This window comes from Cryptosporangium sp. NPDC048952 (assembly GCF_043197895.1).
Taxonomy (GTDB): Bacteria; Actinomycetota; Actinomycetes; order Mycobacteriales; family Cryptosporangiaceae; genus Cryptosporangium.
Genome location: NZ_JBICTY010000009.1, coordinates 133,946 through 152,625 on the forward strand (window position 1 = coordinate 133,946; position 18,680 = coordinate 152,625).

An 18,680-nucleotide genomic window follows, 5' to 3' on the forward strand; every position below is an offset into this window, starting at 1 on the left:
AGGCCCGTCTAGAGCGGGAGGACGGACGTCGGGGAGCCGGTTTCCACGGTTTTGCCGGTGGGGACGGGGATTCCGTCTTCCAGGGAGAACCACACCAGCGTCGACGACCGCTCGTTCGCCACGACCAGGCCGTCGTCGACGAGCGCGAAATCCCGGGGCCAGGAGCCGCCGGTCGACACCTCGGCGATCGGTGCCGGAACGCCGTGGGCGTCGAGGCGGAACGCGGCGATCGTGTCCGGGCCGCGGTTGGCCACGTAGAGGTGGTCGCCCGACAGCGCGATCGCGCTCGCCTGGTTGTGCCCGTCCACGGCGGTGGACGGCGTGGTGGCCACGACCTTCCCGGACAACAGCGTCACCACCGTCGAGTTCAGCTCACCCGCGACGTACCAGCGGCCGGACGGGTGCACCGCCACGTGCCGCGGACCGGTACCGGGCGGCAGGGCGGTCTCGCCGGTGCGGGTCAGCGCACCGTCGGCGAACGAGTAGTGCACGAGCCGGTCGATGCCGAGGTCGACGACGGTGACCGCGCCGTCCGGGCCGGACACGATCTGGTGGGCGTGCGGGCCTTCCTGGCGCTCGGCGTCCGGCCCGGTCCCCTGGTGCTGCACCAGGCTCGTCCGCGGGCCGATCTTCCCGTCGGCGACCGGGTGCACGGACACGCTCCCGGAGCCGTAGTTCGCCGCCAGCAGGTAGCCGTCGATCAGCGCGAGGTGGCACGGCCACTGTCCGCCGGTCGACTGCGTCGAGAGCAGTTCGAGCGTGTCGATAGTGAACGAGCTGACCGCGCCTTCGCCCTCGTTGACGGCATACAGGTACGAGCCGTCGGTGATCACGTAGGACGGGGACGGGGTGACCACGTGCCCGCCGGGCACGGACGACAGGCCGATCCCGGTCCCGTCCATGTCCGACGTGTACGAACCGATGACGAGCCTGGTGCTCAAAGCTCCTCCACGACGATCATTTCGGCGTCCTGCGTTGCGGTCCACCGGACCGGCAACCCGACCGTGGCCAGGTGCGCTCCGGAGAACTCGGTTCCTCGCGCACGGTAGCGGGCGGCAGCGGAGAGCCCGGAGAGCGGCAGGCGCAGATCGCGTCCGGGCACGTGCCCAAGGCCGTCGAGCGTCCCGGTGTTCCAGGCCAGCACGACGGTGCGGCTACCGAGCGTGTACTGCACGGCGCATCGCGCCTGGTCGGGTGAGCCGATCCGGTACACGGTGCCGCCCGTGATCACGTCGCGGACGGCTTTGTACCGGGCGACCCAGGTGCGCGCGGTCTCGCGTTCGGCCGACGACCAACGACCGACGTCCGCGCCGATCCCCAGCACCCCCGCGGACGCGAGCACGAAACGGAAGTCCAGGGACCGGGGCCGGACGTCGAACAGGCCGGGCGCGTCGGTGACCCACGAGCTCATCAGGTGCGGCGCGTGCGCGGCGAGGAAACCGTGCTGGATCCGGAGCCGGTCCAGCGGCGCCGTGTTGTCCGACGGCCACAGCACGTCGGTGCGTTCCGCCGTCGCGAGATCGACGCGTGCCCCACCCGCAGCACACCCCTCGACCGTGACGTGGGGAAAGTTCGTCCGCAGCCGATCGAGCACGCGGTACAGGTTCGCGACGTGCCTGCGGTCGGCGTCGGGTGCCGTCGACTCCGTTCGGGGCCGGTTGAAGTCCCACTTCAGGTAGTCGATCGGGTATTCCGCCAGCAGTCCCTCGAGCGTCGAACTCACGAACTCGAAGACGTCCGCGCGGCCGAGATCCAGCAGGTACTGATTGCGCACCTGTGTCTGCGGGCGCCCCTCGATGCGGTACACCCAGTCGGGGTGCTCGGCGTAGAGCTCCGACGCCGGGTTCACCATCTCCGGCTCGACCCAGAGCCCGAAACCGAGGCCCTTCGCCCTCACCGCGTCGACGAAGGCCGCGAAGCCGTCCGGGAACTTGGCCGGGTCGGGTGTCCAGTCGCCGAGGCCACCGTGGTCGTCCGTGCGCCCGACGAACCAGCCGTCGTCGACCACGAACGTCTCGACGCCGAGGTCCGCGGCGATGTCGGCGAGCGCGAGCTGTCCCTCGGCGGTGACGTCGAACGTCGTCGCTTCCCAGGAGTTGTAGATGACCGGGCGCACCCGATCGCGGGACCGGAGCCGCTCGTAGGCGTGCCAGACGCGGCCGAGGCCGTCGACGCCCTCGGCGCTGTAGGCGCCGGCGGCGATCGGCGTCGTGACGGTCTCACCCGGTGCGAGCAGGACCCCGCCGACGGAACCGGCCCGCACGCGGGTGGTCCCGACCGCGTCCACGTCGGCGACGATCTGCCAGGAACCGCTCCAGGCCAGTTGGACGCCGTACGTGCCGTCGACCGTCAGGTAGGGCGCGAACTGGTGGCCGGTCACTCCCTGCGCGCTGCCGATCTCGAACCGCCCGCGCGGCAGGTCGATCTCCGACCAGGTGAACTCCTGCGACCACTGGCCACACAGGTAGCCGAGGCGCGCACCATCCGGGGTAGGCACCGAGAACGCCGCCGAGCCGAGCGACCCGATCGACACGGGATCACGGCCGTCGTTGCGGACCTCCACCCACCGTTCGATCACGTCCGTGCCATGACCGAACCGGTAGCACTGCGTACCGCGCAGGCCGGTAAGCGCGTCGACGAACGTCACCCGCAGCCCGTCGGTCTCCTCGGCGGAGACGAACTCCCAGCGCAGCCCCCCGGCATCCAGATCCGCACCCAGAAATGGCCGCTGTCCATCGGTGGCGTACTCCACCGGAGCGACGTCCCCGCGCGTCAGGTACTGCACCTTGCCGTGGAACGCGAGCGGCGACGGCCCGTCGCTGACGCCGATCGGCCCCCACGAGTGCAGCTCCAGCCACTCGTCGGCCAGGGTCACCGTGTACTCGGTGGTGGCCCCGGTGAGGGTCCACTTCACGCGAGGAACTCGGCGGTCAGGCGCTGCTGCAGCACCACGTCCACCCACATCGGATGGTGCGGCGCCGCGTTCGAGCAGACGATCGTGCCCCAGGCGCCGATCTCCCGGCTGCGACGCACGGCGTACTCGCAGATCTCCGCGCCGACCGGGCCCTCCTCGAAGTCGGTGTGCAGCGGGGTGTAGCCGACCCAGCCCTCACCGAAAACCAGCGGCACACCGCGGTCCGACGCCAAGTCGGCGGCGGCGGCCAGCCACAGATCCAACACAGCACGCATGGCCACGCGGTGCGCGCCGTAGCGGTCGTAGAGCCAGCGGTCCCACTTGTCGGGGTCGCACCAGTCGTGCGCGTAGAGCTCCCGCGGCTGCATCACTGTCGCGTCGAGCGTCCAGCGGCGATTCTCCGCGGGCTGCCAGTCCTCGAGCGGCGGTGCACCGTCGCGCAGCAGCTCGGCGTACGCCCGCTCCTGCGGGAACGGACGCGACGGATCCCGCAGCGCGAACTCGTCGATGAGCTGGTCGAGCACGCCGTAGACGTACGGGTGGAACACCGCGACGTCGATGTTGCGCGGAACACCGCGCAGCTCACCGATCGGCACGTGCGCGTAGTTCACCGTGCACGGCACCGACGGGTGGCGCTCCTTGAACCGGTCGATGCCGGCTTCCAGGGCGTCGCGGAGCTCGACGACGCCGCCGAACCGTCCGTCCTCGGTCAGCGCGCTGACCTGCACTTCGTTGTGCAGTTCGACGAACGCCACGGTGTCGGCCAACCCTTCGGACTTCACCAGATCGACGAGATCCGCGTGGGCGTCGGCGAGTGCGAGCGGTCGTTCGGACACGGGCACCGCGCGCAGTGCCCGGTGCCAGGCGTCGTCGCCGGAGAACGACGGGCTCTGCTGGTACTCCCAGCTCGACACGATGACCTTGACGTCGTGCCGGGCGGCGGCCCGGAAGAAGTCGAGCAGGTGCGCGCGCCCGTTCAGCGTGGTGCGACCGCGAACGTCGTACCAGCGGGTTCGTTGCCCGTACTCACCGCCGAACGACTCGAACGTCAACGCCGACGTGTCGAGACCCGAACGGAACAGCAGGAACGGCATCGCGCAGATCCGCACCGCGTTGTAGCCGCGCTCCACCGCCTCGGTGAACGCCCGGTCCAGGTCCTCGAACGGCTCTCCGGGGCCGGTCCGCGTGTACCAACTGAAGTCCCACAGCGTCATCGCGAGCTTGCTCATTTGTTCGCCCCCACCAGCAGGCCCGACACGAAGTGGCGTTGGAACGCGAAGAACACGATCGCGGTGGGCACCGCGGCGAGCACGGATGCCGCCGCGACGACGTTCCACTGGCTCACGTAACCGCCCTGCAGGTTGAGCAGCGCCGCCGTGACCGGCAGTTTCGCCTCGGTGCGCAGGACCGTGATCGCCCAGATCAGGTCGTTGAAAATCCAGGTCGTGGCCAGTGCGGCGAGTGCTGCGAGCGACGGACGGCACAGGGGCAGAACGATCCGGGCGTAGATCTGCACCGGCCCGGCGCCGTCGATGCGTGCGGCTTCGGTGAGCTCGCCCGGCAGCGAGCGCATGAACCCGTACAGAACGAATGTGTAGAACCCGAGGCCGAAGCCGACGTGGATCGCGATCAGGCCGGTCAGCGTGTCGTAGAGCCCCAGCGACTCGGTGATCCGGGAGACCGGGATCAGCAGGATCTGCGGAGGGAGCAGGTTGCCGGCGAGCATCGTCAGCAGGATCGCGCGGCGACCGGGGATCGCGTACCGGCTGAGTGCGTACGCGGCCATCGACGCCAGCCAGAGCGTGATGATCACGGCCGGCACGGTGATCTTGATGCTCGTCCACAGCGAGCGGGCCATTCCGCCCGTGCCCAGGGCGGTGTCGAAGCCGTCGAACGTGAAGCTGTGGGGCAACGACGCGGTGCCGTTCGCCGCCACGTCGTCGAAGGTCCGGATCGCCAGCACCAGCACGAACACCATCGGTGCGACCCACAGCACGGTCACCGGCGCCATGATCAGGTGAAACACCCACCCCCGCTTCCGGCGCGGTCGCGGGGACTTCTGCGGAGCCGCGGGCGCCGCCGGCGCGGCGACCAGAGTCGCTGTCACAAGGCGCCTCCCGATGCGAGGCGGCCAACCAGATACCCCGTCATGCCGCAGCCTCCTCGCGGGTCGCGCGGATCAGGTACGTGATGATGAAAACGACGGCGAGTGCGAAGATCACGACGGCGATCGCGGACGCGTAACCCAGGTTCAGGAACTTGAAGCCCTGCTGGAACATGTACGTGCTGAGCAGCTCCGACGAGTGGTAGGGCCCACCCGCTGTCATCGCCCAGACGATGTCGAACGTCCGCAGCGAATCGATCACCGTCACGGCGAAGACCACTGTGTTGACGCCACGCAACTGCGGCCACGTCACGTACCGGAACCGCTGCCACGCCGTGGCCCCATCCACCGCGGAAGCGTCGTCCAAGGTGGGATCGGTGCCTTTGAGGCCCGCCAGATACAGCACCATCACGTACCCCACCTGCCGCCACACCGCGGCGACCAGCACCGCGTACAACGCGGTGTCGGGGTTCGCCAGCCATTGCTTCTCCCACGACGACAGCCCGATCGCCCCGAGCAGCGTGTTGATCGACCCGTCCGGCTGGTACTGCACCCGCCAGAACAGACCGGTCACTGCCAGCGAGAACACCATCGGCAGGTAGATCGCACTGCGGTAGAGCCCGACGCCCCGGCGCGGCCGGTTGAGCGCCAACGCCAGAGCTAACCCGCCCAGCACCGACAGCCCACCGAATCCGATCGCCCAGATCACGTTGTTCTTCAGCGCGCCGGTGAAGACGTCGTCGTCAAAGAGGTTCTGGTAGTTCTCCAGCCCGACGGGTTGGGCGGCGCCCAGCCCGTTCCAGGTCGTGAACGACAGATAGAAGCTGTTGAGGGCGGGCCAGAACACCATCCCGATCTCGACCAGGGCCGGCACCGCGAGGAACACCCAGACGATCGCGGGCACGCGGCGCCAGCGTGCCGGTGCCCGCACGGCAGGAGCAGTCACGACCCCAGGACCTTCTTCGCGCTCGCCTGCCACTCCTTCAGGATCGAGTTGACGTCACCGGGCTTGTCGAGGAACTTCGTCAGCGCGGTGTCGGCGGTGGTCTGCAGCTCGTCGCTGGAGTCCCGGTTGAAGAACTGGGTGATCTCCTCGGTCTCGTTCAGGTGCTTGACCCCCTTCTGCACCAGCGGCGAGAACTTGCTGACGTCGACCTCGCTCGAAGTCGGCAGGTTCGACGACTTCGCGCGCTCGATGAACGCCTGCTGCTGCTTCGACCCGGCGAGGTACGACAGCAGGTCTAGTGCACCCTGCTTGTTCTTGGTCCTCGCGGCAGCGAAGTAACCGTCGGTCGGGGCTTCCTCGGCGACCGGCACGCTCGTGTTGATCGACGGAACGCGGAAGAAGTCGATGTCCTCGACGCCACCCTGCGGCACGGAGCTGGTGATGAACGCTCCGAGCAGGTACATGCCGGCCTTCTTGTTGACCAGCGGTGTCACCGCGTCCTGATAGGAGTACGAGCGGCCCTTCGGGTCGATGTACTCGATCAGCTGCCGGTAGTGGTCCATGACCTGTTTGACCTCGGGGCCGTCGAACGCGTGCTGGCCGGCCAGCAGCTCCCGGTGGAACTTCGCGCCGTTGATCCGCAGGTTGAGGTAGTCGAACCAGCCGGACGCCACCCACGCGGTGGAGCCGGTGCCCATCGTCAGCGGGTAGGCGCCTTTGCTCTTGATCGTCTTGCAGACCGCGATGAACTCGTCCCAGGTGGTCGGCGGCTGCACGCCCCACTCGGCGAACGCGGACTTCTTGTAGAAGACGCCCCACCAGTAGTAGTTCGTCGGCACGAAGATCTGCTTGCCGTCCTCGGCGGTCGACAGCTCCTTGAGCGCGGGGGAGAACTTCGCGCAGGCGCCGTCGCCGGTCCAGAGCTCGGAGACGTCGAGCAGGAAGCCCTTTTTCGCGTAGTCGCGGGCGACGGAGCCCGCGTACCAGGTCAGGACGTCCGGCGGGTTGGCCGAGTTGAGGTAGGTCGGCAGCTGGGCCCGGAACGTCTCGATCGCGATCGTGTTCAGGGTGACCTTTTGCTTTGTGTAACCGTCGACGACCTGCGTGAGCGCGGCCTTGGGGTCGGCGTCGGACTGCGAGTTCTGGAGCGTCAGCGTGGTGGAGCTGCCACCACCGCTGGAGTCGCTACCGGTGGCGCAGCCGCCGAGCGCGGCGGCCGCTCCGAGTCCGCCGAGGCCCGCGAGGAAGCCGCGTCGAGTGGTGGTCATGTGAACCCTCCGGGGGGACGAGAGTCAGCTGTGACATCGCGTTGCGGAACGGTTGCACGGGCTTTGCAGGGCTGTCAATATATCTTCGTAATTAATGGTTAGTTGGCTCGGAGGCTCCCGGATGAGCGAACGATTCGCAGGTCGGACGGCCGTGGTCACCGGTGCGGCCGGCGGCATCGGTGCCGCGTGCGCGGTCCGGCTCGCGGCCGAGGGCGCGGCGGTGGTGCTCACCGACGTGCGGCCCGCGGACGGGGTCGCCGAGAAGATCCGAGCCGACGGCGGACGCGCGCACGCCGTGATCGCGGACGCATCCGACGAGTCCACCTGGGAACGGCTGGGTTCTGATTTCGGACCGGTCGACGTCCTCGTCAGCAACGCGTACTCAGTGGACGTCAAGCCGGCGCACGAGACGAGCCGGGAGTCGTGGGACCGGCAGTTGGCGGTGTCGCTGACCGGCACGTTCCTGGGGGTGCGTGCACTTCTGGGGGCCTTGCGCTCCGCCGTTCTGATCTCGTCGGTGCACGCGTTGGTGGGGCTCCCGGGCCGGCCTGCCTACGCGGCGGCCAAGGGTGCGCTGGTTTCGCTCGGTCGGCAGCTCGCCGTCGAGTACGGTCCGGCGCTGCGGGTCAACACAGTGCTGCCGGGGCCGATCCTCACCGACGCGTGGGCCTCCCTCTCGGAGGCCGACAGAGCGCGCAGTGCGGAAGCCACGGTCGCCGGCCGGCTGGGTAGCCCCGACGAAGTGGCTGCCGCGGTGGCGTTCCTGGCCTCCGACGAGGCCGGATTCATCACCGGGACGACGCTCGTCGTCGACGGTGGCTGGACTGCCACCCGGCAGTCGTCGTGACAAGGGGACGCATGCAGCACTACGGGACGCGTGGCGTGCACGGCCAGACGGTGGAGGTGCTCGCTCAGCGCATCCTGACCGGGCAGCTCGCCGAAGGCGCCACGCTCGACATCAACGCGCTGCAGTCGGAACTCGACGTCAGCCTCACCGCGCTCCGCGAGGCGATGCGGGTGCTCGCGGCGAAAGGGCTCGTCGACGCGCGTCCCAAGCGCGGGACGTTCGTGCGTCCGCGTGACGACTGGAGCCTGCTCGATCCCGACGTCCTGCGATGGCAGTTCTCCCGCGCGGCTCGTCCGGGCCTGTTCTCCGACCTGCACGAGCTGCGCTCGATCGTCGAGCCCGGTGCCGCCGGCCTCGCCGCTGAACGCGCCACGGACGCCGACGTCGCCGCGCTCGACGCGGCGCTCGCGGCGATGGCGTCCGCCGGGGACGACACCGGCGCGGCCGTCGACGCGGACCTCGCGTTCCACCGTGCGCTGCTCGCCGCGACCCACAACGAGCTGCTGCAACGCATGGAAGTGCTGATCGAGACCGGGCTGGCCGAACGTGACCGGATGGTGCACGGCGCCGGCCCCGGTGACCCCGTGCCCAGCCACCAGGCGGTGGTGGACGCGATCCGTCAGCACGACGCCGCAGAGGCCGCACGGGCGATGGGCCGGCTGCTCGAGCAGGCGGTCGACGACGTAGCGAGGCTCGCCGATGAAAATCGATAGGGTCGAGACCTTCCTCGTCTCGCCGCGTTGGCTGTTCTGTCGCGTCTCGACCGACGACGGGCTGGTGGGCTGGGGCGAACCGGTCGTCGAAGGCCGCGCCGAAGTCGTGCGCGCCGCCGTGGACGTGCTGGCCGAGTACCTGATCGGCGAAGACCCGCTGCGCATCGAGCAGCACTGGCAGGTCCTGACCAAGGGCGGGTTCTACCGCGGCGGTCCGGTGCTCTCCAGCGCGGTCGCCGGCATCGACCAGGCGCTCTGGGACATCGCCGGCAAGGCCTACGGTGCACCGGTGCACGCGCTGCTCGGCGGGGCGGTGCGCGATCGCGTCCGCGTGTACGCGTGGGTGGGCGGCGACGAGACCGGCGAGATCACCGACGCGGTGACCGCGCACGTCGAAGCGGGCATGACCGCCGTGAAGATGAACGCGAGCGGGGTGCTCTCGCCGGTGCCGACGCTCGCCGAGCTCAACGCGGTGGTCGCGCGCGTGACCGCGGCCAGGGACGCGCTCGGCGACACCCGGGACGTGGCCGTCGACCTGCACGGCCGGGCGACGTTCGCGGCCGCGCGGCTGCTGCTGCCCGCGCTCGCGCCGCTGCACCCGCTGCTGGTCGAAGAGCCGCTGCTGCCCGAACACGGCGACCGGCTGCCCGAGCTGGTGGGCCTCACCGCGTCTCCGCTCGCGACCGGTGAGCGGCTCTACCACCGCAGCGATTTCCTGCCCGCGTTACGCGCGGGCATCAGCGTCGTCCAGCCCGACCTCTCACACGCCGGTGGCATCTCCGAGGTGCGGCGGATCGCGTCGCTCGCCGAGACGCACGGTGCGCTGCTCGCGCCGCACTGTCCGCTCGGTCCGGTGTCGCTGGCGGCGAGCCTGCAGGTGGCGCTCAGCACGCCGAACTTCCTGATCCAGGAGCAGAGCATCGGGATCCACTACAACGTCGGCGCGGACCTGCTCGACTACGTGGCCGACCCCGAGCCGCTGCGGATCGTCGACGGTCACATCGCGCGCCTGGAGTTACCCGGTCTCGGCATCACCGTCGACGAGGCGGCGGTGCGCCGGGCCGACCGGTCCGGGCACGCCTGGCGCAACCCCGTCTGGCGGCACGACGACGGGTCGTTCGCGGAGTGGTGAGCGTCGACGTCGATCTCGCGCACGGCGGCCGGTGGACGTCGCTGCGTGTGGGCGGCCGGGAATGGCTCTGGCACCGTTCCGCGCCCCGGGCTTCGGTTCGCCCCGGCGACGCATTTGTCGACGCCGGCGGCGTGGAGGAGTGCGTCCCGACCGTGCGGGGACATCCGGATCACGGGTCGGTGTGGTCGCGACCGTGGTCTGCCGACGGGTCGGTGGTGACCGACGAGTTCTCGTTGTCGCGGACGATTCGACACGTGGTCGATGCGGTGGAGGTGGATTACCGGTTGACCGCCTCACCGGGGTACCGGTTCGTGTGGGCGGCGCACGCGCTGCTGGACGTGTCGGCTGATGCCCGGTTGATCGCCCCGCCGGGAACGCCGACCCGGGTCTACGGCCGGGGCCCGGCGACCGAGACCGTGGCGTGGCCGGGTCATGTCGGGCCGGGCAGCGCGGACCGGTCCGGGTCGGGAAGGTTGGACCGGCTCGGGCCGGACGACGGGACCGCTGTCGGGGCGATCCTCGCCTGTTCCGCCGTGCGGGTGGTCGACGGGAAGTCGCTGAGCTTCCGGCTCGAGGCCGAGGGGCAGCCCGCCTCGGTCGCGCTCTGGCGGAACCTGCGAGGCTGGCCGGAGGGGGATCCGTACCGTTCGATCGGCGTCGAGCCGATGCTGGGGCGGGTGTTCGACCGAGCCGAGGGGGAGACAGCCGTGGTCGGGGAGTCCGGGGTGTGCGAGTGGCGGCTGACGGTTTCGGCATGAGTTTCGACGTGGTGTGCGTCGGGGAGGCGATGGCGCTGGTGACGCCGGATCCGCCGGGTCCGTTGGCATCGGGTGGGCCGATGCGGCTCGACGTGGCTGGCGCCGAATCGACGGTGGCGTCGTACCTGGCGCAGCTCGGGGCGCGGACGGCGTGGGTGAGTGCGGTGGGGGCCGATCCGCTGGGCTCGCTGGTGTGTTCGCGGATCGCGTCGTACGGCGTGGACGTCTCTACCGTCGTGGTGGATCCTTCTGCGCCCACCGGCGTCTTCTTCAAGGACCCGGGCGCCTCGGGCACGACCGTGCACTACTACCGCGCCGGGTCGGCGGCATCGCGGCTCGGGCCGTCCACGCTGCCTTCCTCGCGGGTGGTGCACCTGAGTGGGATCACTCCTGCGCTCTCCTCGTCGTGCGCCGCACTGGTGGATGCGGTTTTCGATTCGGGTGTGACCGCGAGTTTCGACGTCAACTACCGGCCGGGGCTCTGGTCGGTCGAGCAGGCCGCGCCGGTGCTGGCCGGGCTGGCTCGCCGCGCCGACGTCGTCTTCGTCGGTCTGGACGAAGCCCGGACGCTCTGGGGCGTGCGGACGGCGGCGGACGTGCGGGAGCTCCTGCCGGAGCCGGAGCGGGTGATCGTGAAGGACGGCGCCGTGGGCGCGTACTCGGACGCTTGCTTCGTGCCCGCTCCCACTGTCGACGTCGTGGAGCCGGTCGGGGCGGGTGACGCGTTCGCGGCCGGGTACCTGTTCGGCCTGTTGAACGACGCGCCGGAGAGCGAGCGGCTGCGACTCGGACACCAGCTGGCGGGCGCCGCGCTCCGGGTGACCGGCGACGTGGCTCGACTTTCCGAGGCTCGACTGGAGGGCTCGTGGTGACGTTCGACGAGATCGTCGGGGATGCGCGGATCATGGCGATCCTGCGGGGGTTGCCGCCGGCGGAGACCGTTTCGCTGGCTACGCGGCTGTGGGACGCCGGGGTCACCGTGCTGGAGATTCCGCTGGCGCGGCCGCACGGATTGGACGCGCTGCGGGAGGTCGCCGCGGCGGCCGCCGATCGTGGGCTGATCGTCGGCGCGGGCACGGTCGTGACGCCCGACCAGGCCCGTGCGGCGGCCGCAGCCGGGGCGCGCTACACGGTGGCGCCCGGCCTCGACCTCACGGTTCTCGCCGCGAGCCTGCACGCCGGCGTGCCCCACCTGCCCGGGGTGGGCACCGCGAGCGAGGTGGGGTTGGCGGTGGCCGCGGGGTGCCGCTGGCTCAAAGCGTTTCCCGCCGGCGCGCTCGGCCCCGGCTGGATCTCCGCCCTGCGAGGCCCGTTCCCCGACGTTCGCTTCGTCGCCACGGGAGGCCTGTCAGTGGGCGACGTGCCGACCTATCTCGCGGCGGGCGCCGCGCTGGTGGCGCTCGGGTCGGCACTAGCCGACCCGGAACAGCGCGCCGAACTCGCCGACCTGCTCTAGCCGTGCGATCCCGTGGCGGCGAACGCCCGAGCCGGCTGCGTTCGGGCTACCCGCGCGAGTAGAAACACCCCATGGCGCTCTCCGATGAGGACCTCGACACCCAATACCCCCACGCCGCCCGAATCTGGAACTACTGGATGGGCGGCACGGACAACTTCCCGCCCGACCGAGCCGCCGGCGACGCGGTCGCGCAGGTCTATTCGGAGATCGTCCGGATGGCCCAGTACTCCCGCCAGTTCCTCATCCGAGCCGTCAGCTACCTGGCGAACGAAGCCGGCATCCGGCAGTTCCTCGACATCGGCACCGGCCTACCGATCATGCAGAACACCCACGAGGTGGCCCCGAACGCGAAGGTCGTCTACGTCGACATCGACCCGATGGTCGCCAACACCCCACTCGAGGGCGCCGCGACCTTCGTCCAGGCCGACTACCACGACCCCGACACGATCCTGAGCGAAGCACGCAAGGCTCTCGACTTCTCCGAGCCGATCGCAGTCATGTTCATGGGTGTCCTCGGCTACGAACCCGACGACAACGTGTTCCGCGACATCGTCAGCCGCACCCTGGCCCCGCTGGAGCCCGACAGCTACCTCGTGCTCTGGGACGGCACGAACACGACCCCCGAGGTCGTCGAGGGAGCCCGGAAGCTCGCGGAAAGCGGCGGCGTCCCGTACATCCTGCGCAGCCCGGAGACGCTCGCCTCCGCGTTCGACGGCCTCCAGCTGATCGACCCGGGCCTGGTCCAGATCACCCACTGGCGTCCCGACGACGCCGAACCCCCCACGATCGAGGCCTACGGAGCCGTCGCCCGCAAGCTCTGAGACGTTTGCCGTCGTACGGGCGTGGCAGGCTACGGACCATGAACCGGCTCGGTGACGCGACTTCGCCCTACCTCGTCCAGCACGCCGACAACCCGGTCGACTGGTGGCCCTGGTCGGCCGAAGCGTTCGCCGAGGCCAAGCGCCGCGACGTCCCGGTGCTGCTGAGCGTCGGCTATGCCGCGTGCCACTGGTGTCACGTCATGGCGCACGAGTCGTTCGAGGACGACGAGACCGCCGCGCTGATCAACCAGTACACGGTTCCGATCAAGGTCGACCGCGAGGAACGCCCCGACGTCGACGCGGTCTACATGGAAGCCACCCAGGCCATGACCGGCCAGGGTGGCTGGCCCATGACCGTGTTCGCCACCCCCGACGGCGAGCCGTTCTTCTGCGGCACGTACTTCCCGAAGCCGCACTTCCAGCGCTTGGTCACCGCTGTCGCACAGGCCTGGGCCACCCAGCGCGAGGACGCGATCGCGCAGGGCCGCAACGTCGTCGAGGCGCTCACCGGCGGCGCGCTCGGCCCGGGTCACCCGCTCGACGCGGCGAAGCTCGATTCGGCCGCGCAGACGTTCCAGCGCGACTTCGACACGACGAACAAGGGCTTCGGTGGCGCCCCGAAGTTCCCGCCGTCGATGGGGCTGGAGTTCCTGCTGCGCCAGCACGCCCGCACCGGGAGCAAGGACTCGCTCCGGATGGTGGCCGAAACCTGCGAGGCGATGGCCCGCGGCGGCATGTACGACCAGCTCGGCGGTGGGTTCGCCCGGTACGCGGTCGACGCCACCTGGACGGTGCCGCACTTCGAGAAGATGCTGTACGACAACGCGCTGCTGCTCCGCGTCTACGTGCACCTCTGGCGCGCCACCGGCGATCCGCTGGCCCGTCGCGTCGCCGACGAGACCGCCGAGTTCCTCCGCCGCGATCTGCTGACGCCGGAGGGCGGCTTCGCGTCGGCTCTCGATGCCGACACGGACGGCGTCGAGGGCCTCACGTACGCCTGGACCCCCGCGCAGCTCACCGAAACGCTCGGGGACGACGACGGCCGCTGGGCCACCGCGCTGCTCGGCGTCACCGACGACGGCACGTTCGAGCACGGCACGAGCGTCCTGCAACTGCGGCGCGACCCCGACGATCCCGCGCGCTGGGCGTCGCTGCGGGAGCGGTTGTTGACCGCGCGGAACGACCGGCCGCAGCCCGCGCGCGACGACAAGGTCGTCGCTGCCTGGAACGGTCTGGCGATCGCTGCGCTCGCCGAATACGGCGAGCTCACGAACGACAAGAACGCTGTCGACGCCGCGGTGCGCGCCGCGGAGTTGTTGCTGCGCGTCCACGTGGTCGACGGTCGGCTGCGGCGCACCTCGCGCGACGGCCGGGTCTCCGAGCACGCCGGCGTCCTGGAGGACTACGGCGACGTGGCCGAGGGCTTCCTGGCGTTGCACCAGGTCACCGGCGAGGCACGGTGGCTGTCGTCGGCGGGGGACCTGCTCGAGGCCGCGCTCACTCGATTCGCGGACGATTCCGGCGGCTTCTTCGACACCGCCGACGACGCGGAAGCCCTGATCCGCCGCCCCCAGGACCCCACCGACAACGCGACCCCGTCCGGCTCCTCCGCGGTGGCCGGTGCGCTGCTCACGTACGCCGCGCTGACCGCGTCGATCCGCCACCGCGAGGCCGCCGAGGGCGCGCTGGCGAAGATGGCGCCGGTCGCGGAACGGTTCGCCCGCTTCGCGGGCTGGGCCTGCGCGGTCGGTGAGGCCGCCGTCGCCGGTCCGCTGCAGGTCGCAATTGTCGGATCGGGTGCCGACGCCGACGCGCTGCGCACGGCCGCGTGGCGGGCGACGTCGCCGGGCACCGTGGTGGTCACCGGCGAACCCGACGCGGAAGGCGTGCCGCTGCTGGCCGATCGCCCGCTCGTCGGCGGCGAACCGGCCGCGTACGTGTGCCGCGGTTTCGTCTGCGACCGGCCCACCACCGACGCGAGTGCGCTGGCCGAGCAGTTGCGGTAACGCGCCGCGCGAGTCGGTCGTACCGGCTCGCTACGATCGTGCGGACTCGGCGAAGACAGGAGTGGGCGGCTTTCATGGGTGTGACGGAGACGGACGGCGGCGCGACAACGTCCCAGGCGGGCACCCCGGCCGTCGACTACCAGCCGGGCGGCATCGCGGGGTATTACGGAGCAGCCGGTCAGGCCGCTGGGCAGAACGCGCTCGTCGCGTTGGGCGCCGCGCTGGCGCACCGCGGCGCCGCTGAGAACCGGGCCGAGGGCGGCCGGATCGGGCTCGTCGTTCGTTCCGCCCGGAACGTGGCGGCGGGGCACACCGACCACGACGGCACTGTCGTCGTGGCCGCGGGTGTCGACCCGGCTGCCGTGGCCGACCGGTACGCGTCCGGGGGAGTGGAGCTGCTGGCCACGCTGCCGACGCCGTGGACCGCCGCGCTGCTCGACCCGCGCCGGGAAGCACTGGTGCTGGTCGCGGCCGGTGCTCCGCTCTACTACGCGCCCGCTGCCGCAGGTGTCGACGGGCTGGCGTTCGCGTCCGAGCCGGCCGCACTCGTCGAGGCCGGGTTGGTCTCGTCGGCGCCCGACACCGAGCGGGTCGTGGAATTCGTCCTCACCGGCGGCGGCGAGGACGGCGAGGCGACGTTCTTCGCCGGCATCCGGCGGCTCCCCGCCGGCCAGGCGCTGGTCGTCGACAGCAGTGGTGCGGTCACCCGCTCGATCGACGCGGTGGCCCCGCCGATCGACGGCCTGGCCGCCGCCCGCAACGCGCTCGTGGCGAGCCACCAGCCCGCCGTTCGCCTCGGCCTCGGCCTTCCCGGCGCCGCGCTCGCCGCGACCGCGAAGACGACGCCGGGCGTCCCGCCGTCGGCGTACTTCTCGGCCAGCTTCGCGCCGATGGACACCACCGAAGACATGTACGTGGGCGCGGTGTCCGCTTCGCTCGGCGCGACCGTCCACTCCGTCCGGGTGAACGCCGACACGCTCGCGTCGGACCTGGCCGAGTTCCTCCGCGTGCAGGGGGAGCCGGTCGCCGACCTCGGCGAGTACGTGCAGTACGCGGTCGCCAAGACTGCCCGCGAGGGTGGCGCCGACTCGCTGCTCGACCCGGTGGGCGCGATCGCTGCCTACGGCCTGACGATCGAGACCACCGGCAAGAAGCCGCGCAAGGAGGTCACGCCCACCACGCTGTTGGCGTCGACGCTCGCGCAGGCCCGATCCGCGGCGCCCGCCGACGGCGCACCCGCTCCGCGTCCGGCGGTGAAGGCGTCCGCGCGTCTGGCCGAGGCCCGGCGCACCGCCGACCGCAACGCCGCCCGGCTCGGCATCCGCATCGACACGCCGTTCGCCAACCCGGTCGCCGACGCGGGTCAGGGCGGCGCGTCGCTGCGGTCCGCGCTTCCGGCGGGTGCACCCGGCGACGTCCGGAACTCGGCGCCGGTGCGTGACTGGCTGCTGCGTCTGAAGAACCGGATCTACGGCACGTTCCTGGCCGAGTCGTTCGTCAATCGGCCCTGGTTCCACCAGCAGAACGTGCTGGTCGCGTTCGAGGACTTCATCAAGGGCCGCAACCACGACGCCGAGCTGTTCTGGCGGATCTGGTGCGTCGAGATGTGGGCGCAGGAGTTCCTCGATCCGAAGCCCGAGGAGAAGGAGCCGGTCCGGATCAAGGGCCCGCTCGAGGCCAACGCCAACAAGCAGTTGGAGATCACCGTCGGCAAGGAGCGCTGGCTGCGCTTCCCGATCCGCACCGAGCTGTTCACGTCGGGCGACGACTACACCCGGCGGATCACCGGGTACGTCAGCGAGTTCATCGAGCACGTGCGTGCCGACGGCTCGTACCTGACCGCGTTCAACGGTCCGTGGTACCTGCTGGTCAGCGAGAAGATCATTGCGATCTCGCAGGGCCGGTCGTACTTCATCTGGGACATCGAGCCGTCGTGGTGGGCGCGGACGCTGGCGAAGTTCGTCGTGAAGACGCCGTACGGCATCGGGCTCGGTAGCCCGTGGACGATGGAGCTCGCGATCCGGGAAGCCGGCCTGCCGCGCATCCTGTTCGCGGCCGGAGTCAGCGCCGCGGGTAAGGCGGTCGGCAAGCGCGGGCTGTTCTACCAGGTGGCGGGCCACTCCGTGCGGGCCATCGACGGCCCGACGGAGTATTCGGTGTACCCGGCGAACGTGTCCGCGAAGTTGGCGCCGGCGCATCCCGATCGCGTGGCATCGAAGTTGAAGTCGACGATCGCGGCGACGCTCGGCGAGGCCGGGTTGTCGCAGCTGGCGCAGACGTTGGCCGGGGTCGTCGTGATCGACGCGAACGACATCGGGCGCAACGTGCTGGGCAGTGACGCGGACCGGCCGGAGGAGTTCTTCGAGAACCTCTTCGGTGACAATCCGCTCGGTCAGGGCTCGGAGCAGACGCCGCTCTCCGTGGCAGTACGCATCGGCTGACGAGTAATCGGGCCTACGACGCCTTGCCGGGCTTACGTCCGGCCGTCGTAGGCCCGGGGGCTCGTCGTAGGCCCGACGAGTTGTCGGTGCTGGACCGCCACATCACGGGGATTAGTACGGCGGCGACGACCACGTGCAGCGCGGCCAGGCCGACGCGGGTTTCCGTGGTCGCGTCGGAGCCGGTGAGTGGGGCGAAGCTCAGTAGCAGCACTACGGCGGCTGCTGCAAGCCAGATCACCCGTGCGCGGGTCGTGACTCGCTCGAGTAATGCGAGGAGTGCCCAGGCGGCTAGGCCCGCCAGCACGCTGAGGAAGATGACGGCGCCGACGCCCACCGTGAGCGTGCGGCCGTTGTTGCCGACGACGACGAGATCGGCGCCGGCGATCGGGCCGATCACCACCCACCCGGCCACCGCGGCGGCGGTTGCACCCGCCACCGCGAGGGACCGGGTTCCGGCCCGGCTCATGACCGGGCTCCGGGGGCCGGGACGTCCAGGGCGCCGTACAGGAAGACGTCGACGGTGGTCTCCAGGTCGGCGGCCGGGCGGGGTTGGCGTCCGCGCGCGAACAGCAGGCTGAGGAAGATGCCTGCCGCCTGCTCCGGCGGTACCCGCAAGTGTTCTCGCTCCGGCTCGAACAACTCACTGAGCGCCGCAGCCGTAGCCACCTGACTCTCGTCCCGCCCGATGCTCGGCCCCTCCGTGGGCGCCCGCCGCGCCGCCGCAGCCCGAGCACTGTCCGCCCGCTGAAAATACCCAGCCGGCCCCGCAACCTCTGCCGCCTCCGCGGCGCCCGTGGCCGGCGCAGCGTCGGCGGCGTCCCCGGCGGTGGGGGGTGGGCGGCGGTCCAGGGGGCGGCCGGTGGTGTGGAGGGTGCCCAGGACGGCGCCCATGCGGGACAGGTGGGCGGCCAGGGCTTCGCCGGCTTCGGTGAGGCGCGCGGCCAGTGACTGGTCGAGGTCGATCGACTCGAGCTCGGCGAGCACGTGATCGGGGCGCAGAACCTCGACCACGACCGCGTCGAGCAGCGCGTTCTTGTCGGGAAACACGCGGAAGATCGTGCCTTCCGCGATACCGGCGGCCCGGGCCACCTCGGCGGTGGTCACGGCGGCACCGCGTTCGGCGACCAGGGGTAGGGCCGCGCGGACGATCGTCTCGCGGCGCTGTTCGGGACTGAGTGCCGACGCTCGGCGCCGGCTGGGAGGAGATGTCATGTGGAGCATCATATGAGTGAGGCCTCACTCATTCAAGCGTCATTTCGCGCTCCCTGGCAGTC

At 70.7% G+C, this 18,680-nt stretch carries 17 protein-coding genes; 9 read left to right on the forward strand and 8 right to left on the reverse strand.

The window, feature by feature from the left end; translation table 11 throughout:
• Positions 1-8: 8 nt before the first annotated feature.
• The 6 genes from ACGFY5_RS40215 to ACGFY5_RS40240 are packed head-to-tail and all read right to left on the reverse strand — an operon-like array spanning position 9 to position 7,232.
• Complete coding sequence (locus tag ACGFY5_RS40215) at positions 9-941, reverse strand: lactonase family protein (protein WP_392729370.1); 933 nt, start codon at positions 939-941, stop codon at positions 9-11.
• On the reverse strand, positions 938-2,914 hold the full coding sequence (locus ACGFY5_RS40220; protein ID WP_392729373.1) for an alpha-galactosidase: 1,977 nt from the start codon (positions 2,912-2,914) through the stop codon (positions 938-940). The genes ACGFY5_RS40215 and ACGFY5_RS40220 overlap by 4 nt, the downstream gene beginning before the upstream one ends.
• Entirely contained in the window at positions 2,911-4,143 is a 1,233-nt protein-coding gene (locus tag ACGFY5_RS40225; RefSeq protein WP_392729374.1) for a cellulase-like family protein, read from the reverse strand. Before ACGFY5_RS40225 ends, ACGFY5_RS40220 begins: the two co-directional genes overlap by 4 nt.
• A complete protein-coding gene (locus tag ACGFY5_RS40230) occupies positions 4,140-5,021 on the reverse strand; it encodes a carbohydrate ABC transporter permease (protein WP_392729377.1) in 882 nt (293 codons plus the stop codon). Before ACGFY5_RS40230 ends, ACGFY5_RS40225 begins: the two co-directional genes overlap by 4 nt.
• 40 nt (positions 5,022-5,061) lie before the next feature.
• Positions 5,062-5,964, reverse strand: a complete 903-nt coding sequence (locus tag ACGFY5_RS40235; RefSeq protein ID WP_392729380.1) for a carbohydrate ABC transporter permease — start codon at positions 5,962-5,964, stop codon at positions 5,062-5,064.
• On the reverse strand, positions 5,961-7,232 hold the full coding sequence (locus tag ACGFY5_RS40240; RefSeq protein ID WP_392729383.1) for an ABC transporter substrate-binding protein: 1,272 nt from the start codon (positions 7,230-7,232) through the stop codon (positions 5,961-5,963). The genes ACGFY5_RS40235 and ACGFY5_RS40240 overlap by 4 nt, the downstream gene beginning before the upstream one ends.
• Before the next feature lie 121 nt (positions 7,233-7,353).
• Here ACGFY5_RS40240 and ACGFY5_RS40245 point away from each other — a divergent pair, with 121 nt between their 5' ends.
• The 9 genes from ACGFY5_RS40245 to ACGFY5_RS40285 all read left to right on the forward strand — a co-directional run bounded on the left by ACGFY5_RS40245 (position 7,354) and on the right by ACGFY5_RS40285 (position 17,406).
• Entirely contained in the window at positions 7,354-8,079 is a 726-nt protein-coding gene (locus ACGFY5_RS40245) for an SDR family NAD(P)-dependent oxidoreductase (protein ID WP_392729385.1), read from the forward strand.
• Positions 8,080-8,090: 11 nt separating this feature from the next.
• Positions 8,091-8,792: a FadR/GntR family transcriptional regulator gene (locus tag ACGFY5_RS40250; protein WP_392729386.1), complete on the forward strand. Its 702-nt coding sequence runs from the start codon at positions 8,091-8,093 to the stop codon at positions 8,790-8,792.
• Complete coding sequence (gene dgoD, locus ACGFY5_RS40255; RefSeq protein ID WP_392729389.1) at positions 8,779-9,924, forward strand: galactonate dehydratase; 1,146 nt, start codon at positions 8,779-8,781, stop codon at positions 9,922-9,924. The genes ACGFY5_RS40250 and dgoD overlap by 14 nt, the downstream gene beginning before the upstream one ends.
• Positions 9,921-10,682: a hypothetical protein gene (locus ACGFY5_RS40260; RefSeq protein WP_392729391.1), complete on the forward strand. Its 762-nt coding sequence runs from the start codon at positions 9,921-9,923 to the stop codon at positions 10,680-10,682. Before dgoD ends, ACGFY5_RS40260 begins: the two co-directional genes overlap by 4 nt.
• The gene (locus ACGFY5_RS40265) at positions 10,679-11,554 is read left to right on the forward strand and encodes a sugar kinase (RefSeq protein ID WP_392729393.1); all 876 of its coding nucleotides are present in this window, start codon (positions 10,679-10,681) and stop codon (positions 11,552-11,554) included. Before ACGFY5_RS40260 ends, ACGFY5_RS40265 begins: the two co-directional genes overlap by 4 nt.
• On the forward strand, positions 11,551-12,138 hold the full coding sequence (locus ACGFY5_RS40270; RefSeq protein ID WP_392730035.1) for a bifunctional 4-hydroxy-2-oxoglutarate aldolase/2-dehydro-3-deoxy-phosphogluconate aldolase: 588 nt from the start codon (positions 11,551-11,553) through the stop codon (positions 12,136-12,138). The genes ACGFY5_RS40265 and ACGFY5_RS40270 overlap by 4 nt, the downstream gene beginning before the upstream one ends.
• A 71-nt stretch (positions 12,139-12,209) precedes the next feature.
• On the forward strand, positions 12,210-12,959 hold the full coding sequence (locus ACGFY5_RS40275) for an SAM-dependent methyltransferase (protein WP_392729395.1): 750 nt from the start codon (positions 12,210-12,212) through the stop codon (positions 12,957-12,959).
• A 38-nt stretch (positions 12,960-12,997) separates the two neighbouring features.
• A complete protein-coding gene (locus ACGFY5_RS40280) occupies positions 12,998-14,965 on the forward strand; it encodes a thioredoxin domain-containing protein (RefSeq protein WP_392729397.1) in 1,968 nt (655 codons plus the stop codon).
• A gap of 74 nt (positions 14,966-15,039) precedes the next feature.
• Entirely contained in the window at positions 15,040-17,406 is a 2,367-nt protein-coding gene (locus ACGFY5_RS40285; protein ID WP_392729400.1) for a hypothetical protein, read from the forward strand.
• Positions 17,407-17,419: 13 nt separating this feature from the next.
• Here the strand turns inward: ACGFY5_RS40285 and ACGFY5_RS40290 are convergent, their stop codons facing one another.
• Together ACGFY5_RS40290 and ACGFY5_RS40295 are read right to left on the reverse strand one after the other, a co-directional pair.
• Positions 17,420-17,872 carry a DUF6069 family protein gene (locus ACGFY5_RS40290; protein ID WP_392729402.1) on the reverse strand — a complete coding sequence of 151 codons (453 nt, stop codon included), beginning with the start codon at positions 17,870-17,872 and terminating at the stop codon, positions 17,420-17,422.
• Positions 17,869-18,618 (reverse strand): TetR/AcrR family transcriptional regulator, encoded by a 750-nt coding sequence (locus tag ACGFY5_RS40295; RefSeq protein ID WP_392729403.1) that lies wholly within the window; start codon positions 18,616-18,618, stop codon positions 17,869-17,871. The genes ACGFY5_RS40290 and ACGFY5_RS40295 overlap by 4 nt, the downstream gene beginning before the upstream one ends.
• Between the last annotated feature and the right edge of the window lie 62 nt (positions 18,619-18,680).

Excerpts from the sequence above, each read along its gene's own strand:
- ACGFY5_RS40225 (WP_392729374.1), bottom strand. The coding sequence starts at position 4,143 with ATGAGCAAGCTCGCGATGACGCTGTGGGACTTCAGTTGGTACACGCGG.
- ACGFY5_RS40240 (WP_392729383.1), bottom strand. The coding sequence starts at position 7,232 with ATGACCACCACTCGACGCGGCTTCCTCGCGGGCCTCGGCGGACTCGGA.
- ACGFY5_RS40245 (WP_392729385.1), top strand. The coding sequence starts at position 7,354 with ATGAGCGAACGATTCGCAGGTCGGACGGCCGTGGTCACCGGTGCGGCC.
- ACGFY5_RS40250 (WP_392729386.1), top strand. The coding sequence starts at position 8,091 with ATGCAGCACTACGGGACGCGTGGCGTGCACGGCCAGACGGTGGAGGTG.
- dgoD (WP_392729389.1), top strand. The coding sequence starts at position 8,779 with ATGAAAATCGATAGGGTCGAGACCTTCCTCGTCTCGCCGCGTTGGCTG.
- ACGFY5_RS40265 (WP_392729393.1), top strand. The coding sequence starts at position 10,679 with ATGAGTTTCGACGTGGTGTGCGTCGGGGAGGCGATGGCGCTGGTGACG.
- ACGFY5_RS40275 (WP_392729395.1), top strand. The coding sequence starts at position 12,210 with ATGGCGCTCTCCGATGAGGACCTCGACACCCAATACCCCCACGCCGCC.
- ACGFY5_RS40280 (WP_392729397.1), top strand. The coding sequence starts at position 12,998 with ATGAACCGGCTCGGTGACGCGACTTCGCCCTACCTCGTCCAGCACGCC.
- ACGFY5_RS40285 (WP_392729400.1), top strand. The coding sequence starts at position 15,040 with ATGGGTGTGACGGAGACGGACGGCGGCGCGACAACGTCCCAGGCGGGC.
- ACGFY5_RS40290 (WP_392729402.1), bottom strand. The coding sequence starts at position 17,872 with ATGAGCCGGGCCGGAACCCGGTCCCTCGCGGTGGCGGGTGCAACCGCC.
- ACGFY5_RS40295 (WP_392729403.1), bottom strand. The coding sequence starts at position 18,618 with ATGACATCTCCTCCCAGCCGGCGCCGAGCGTCGGCACTCAGTCCCGAA.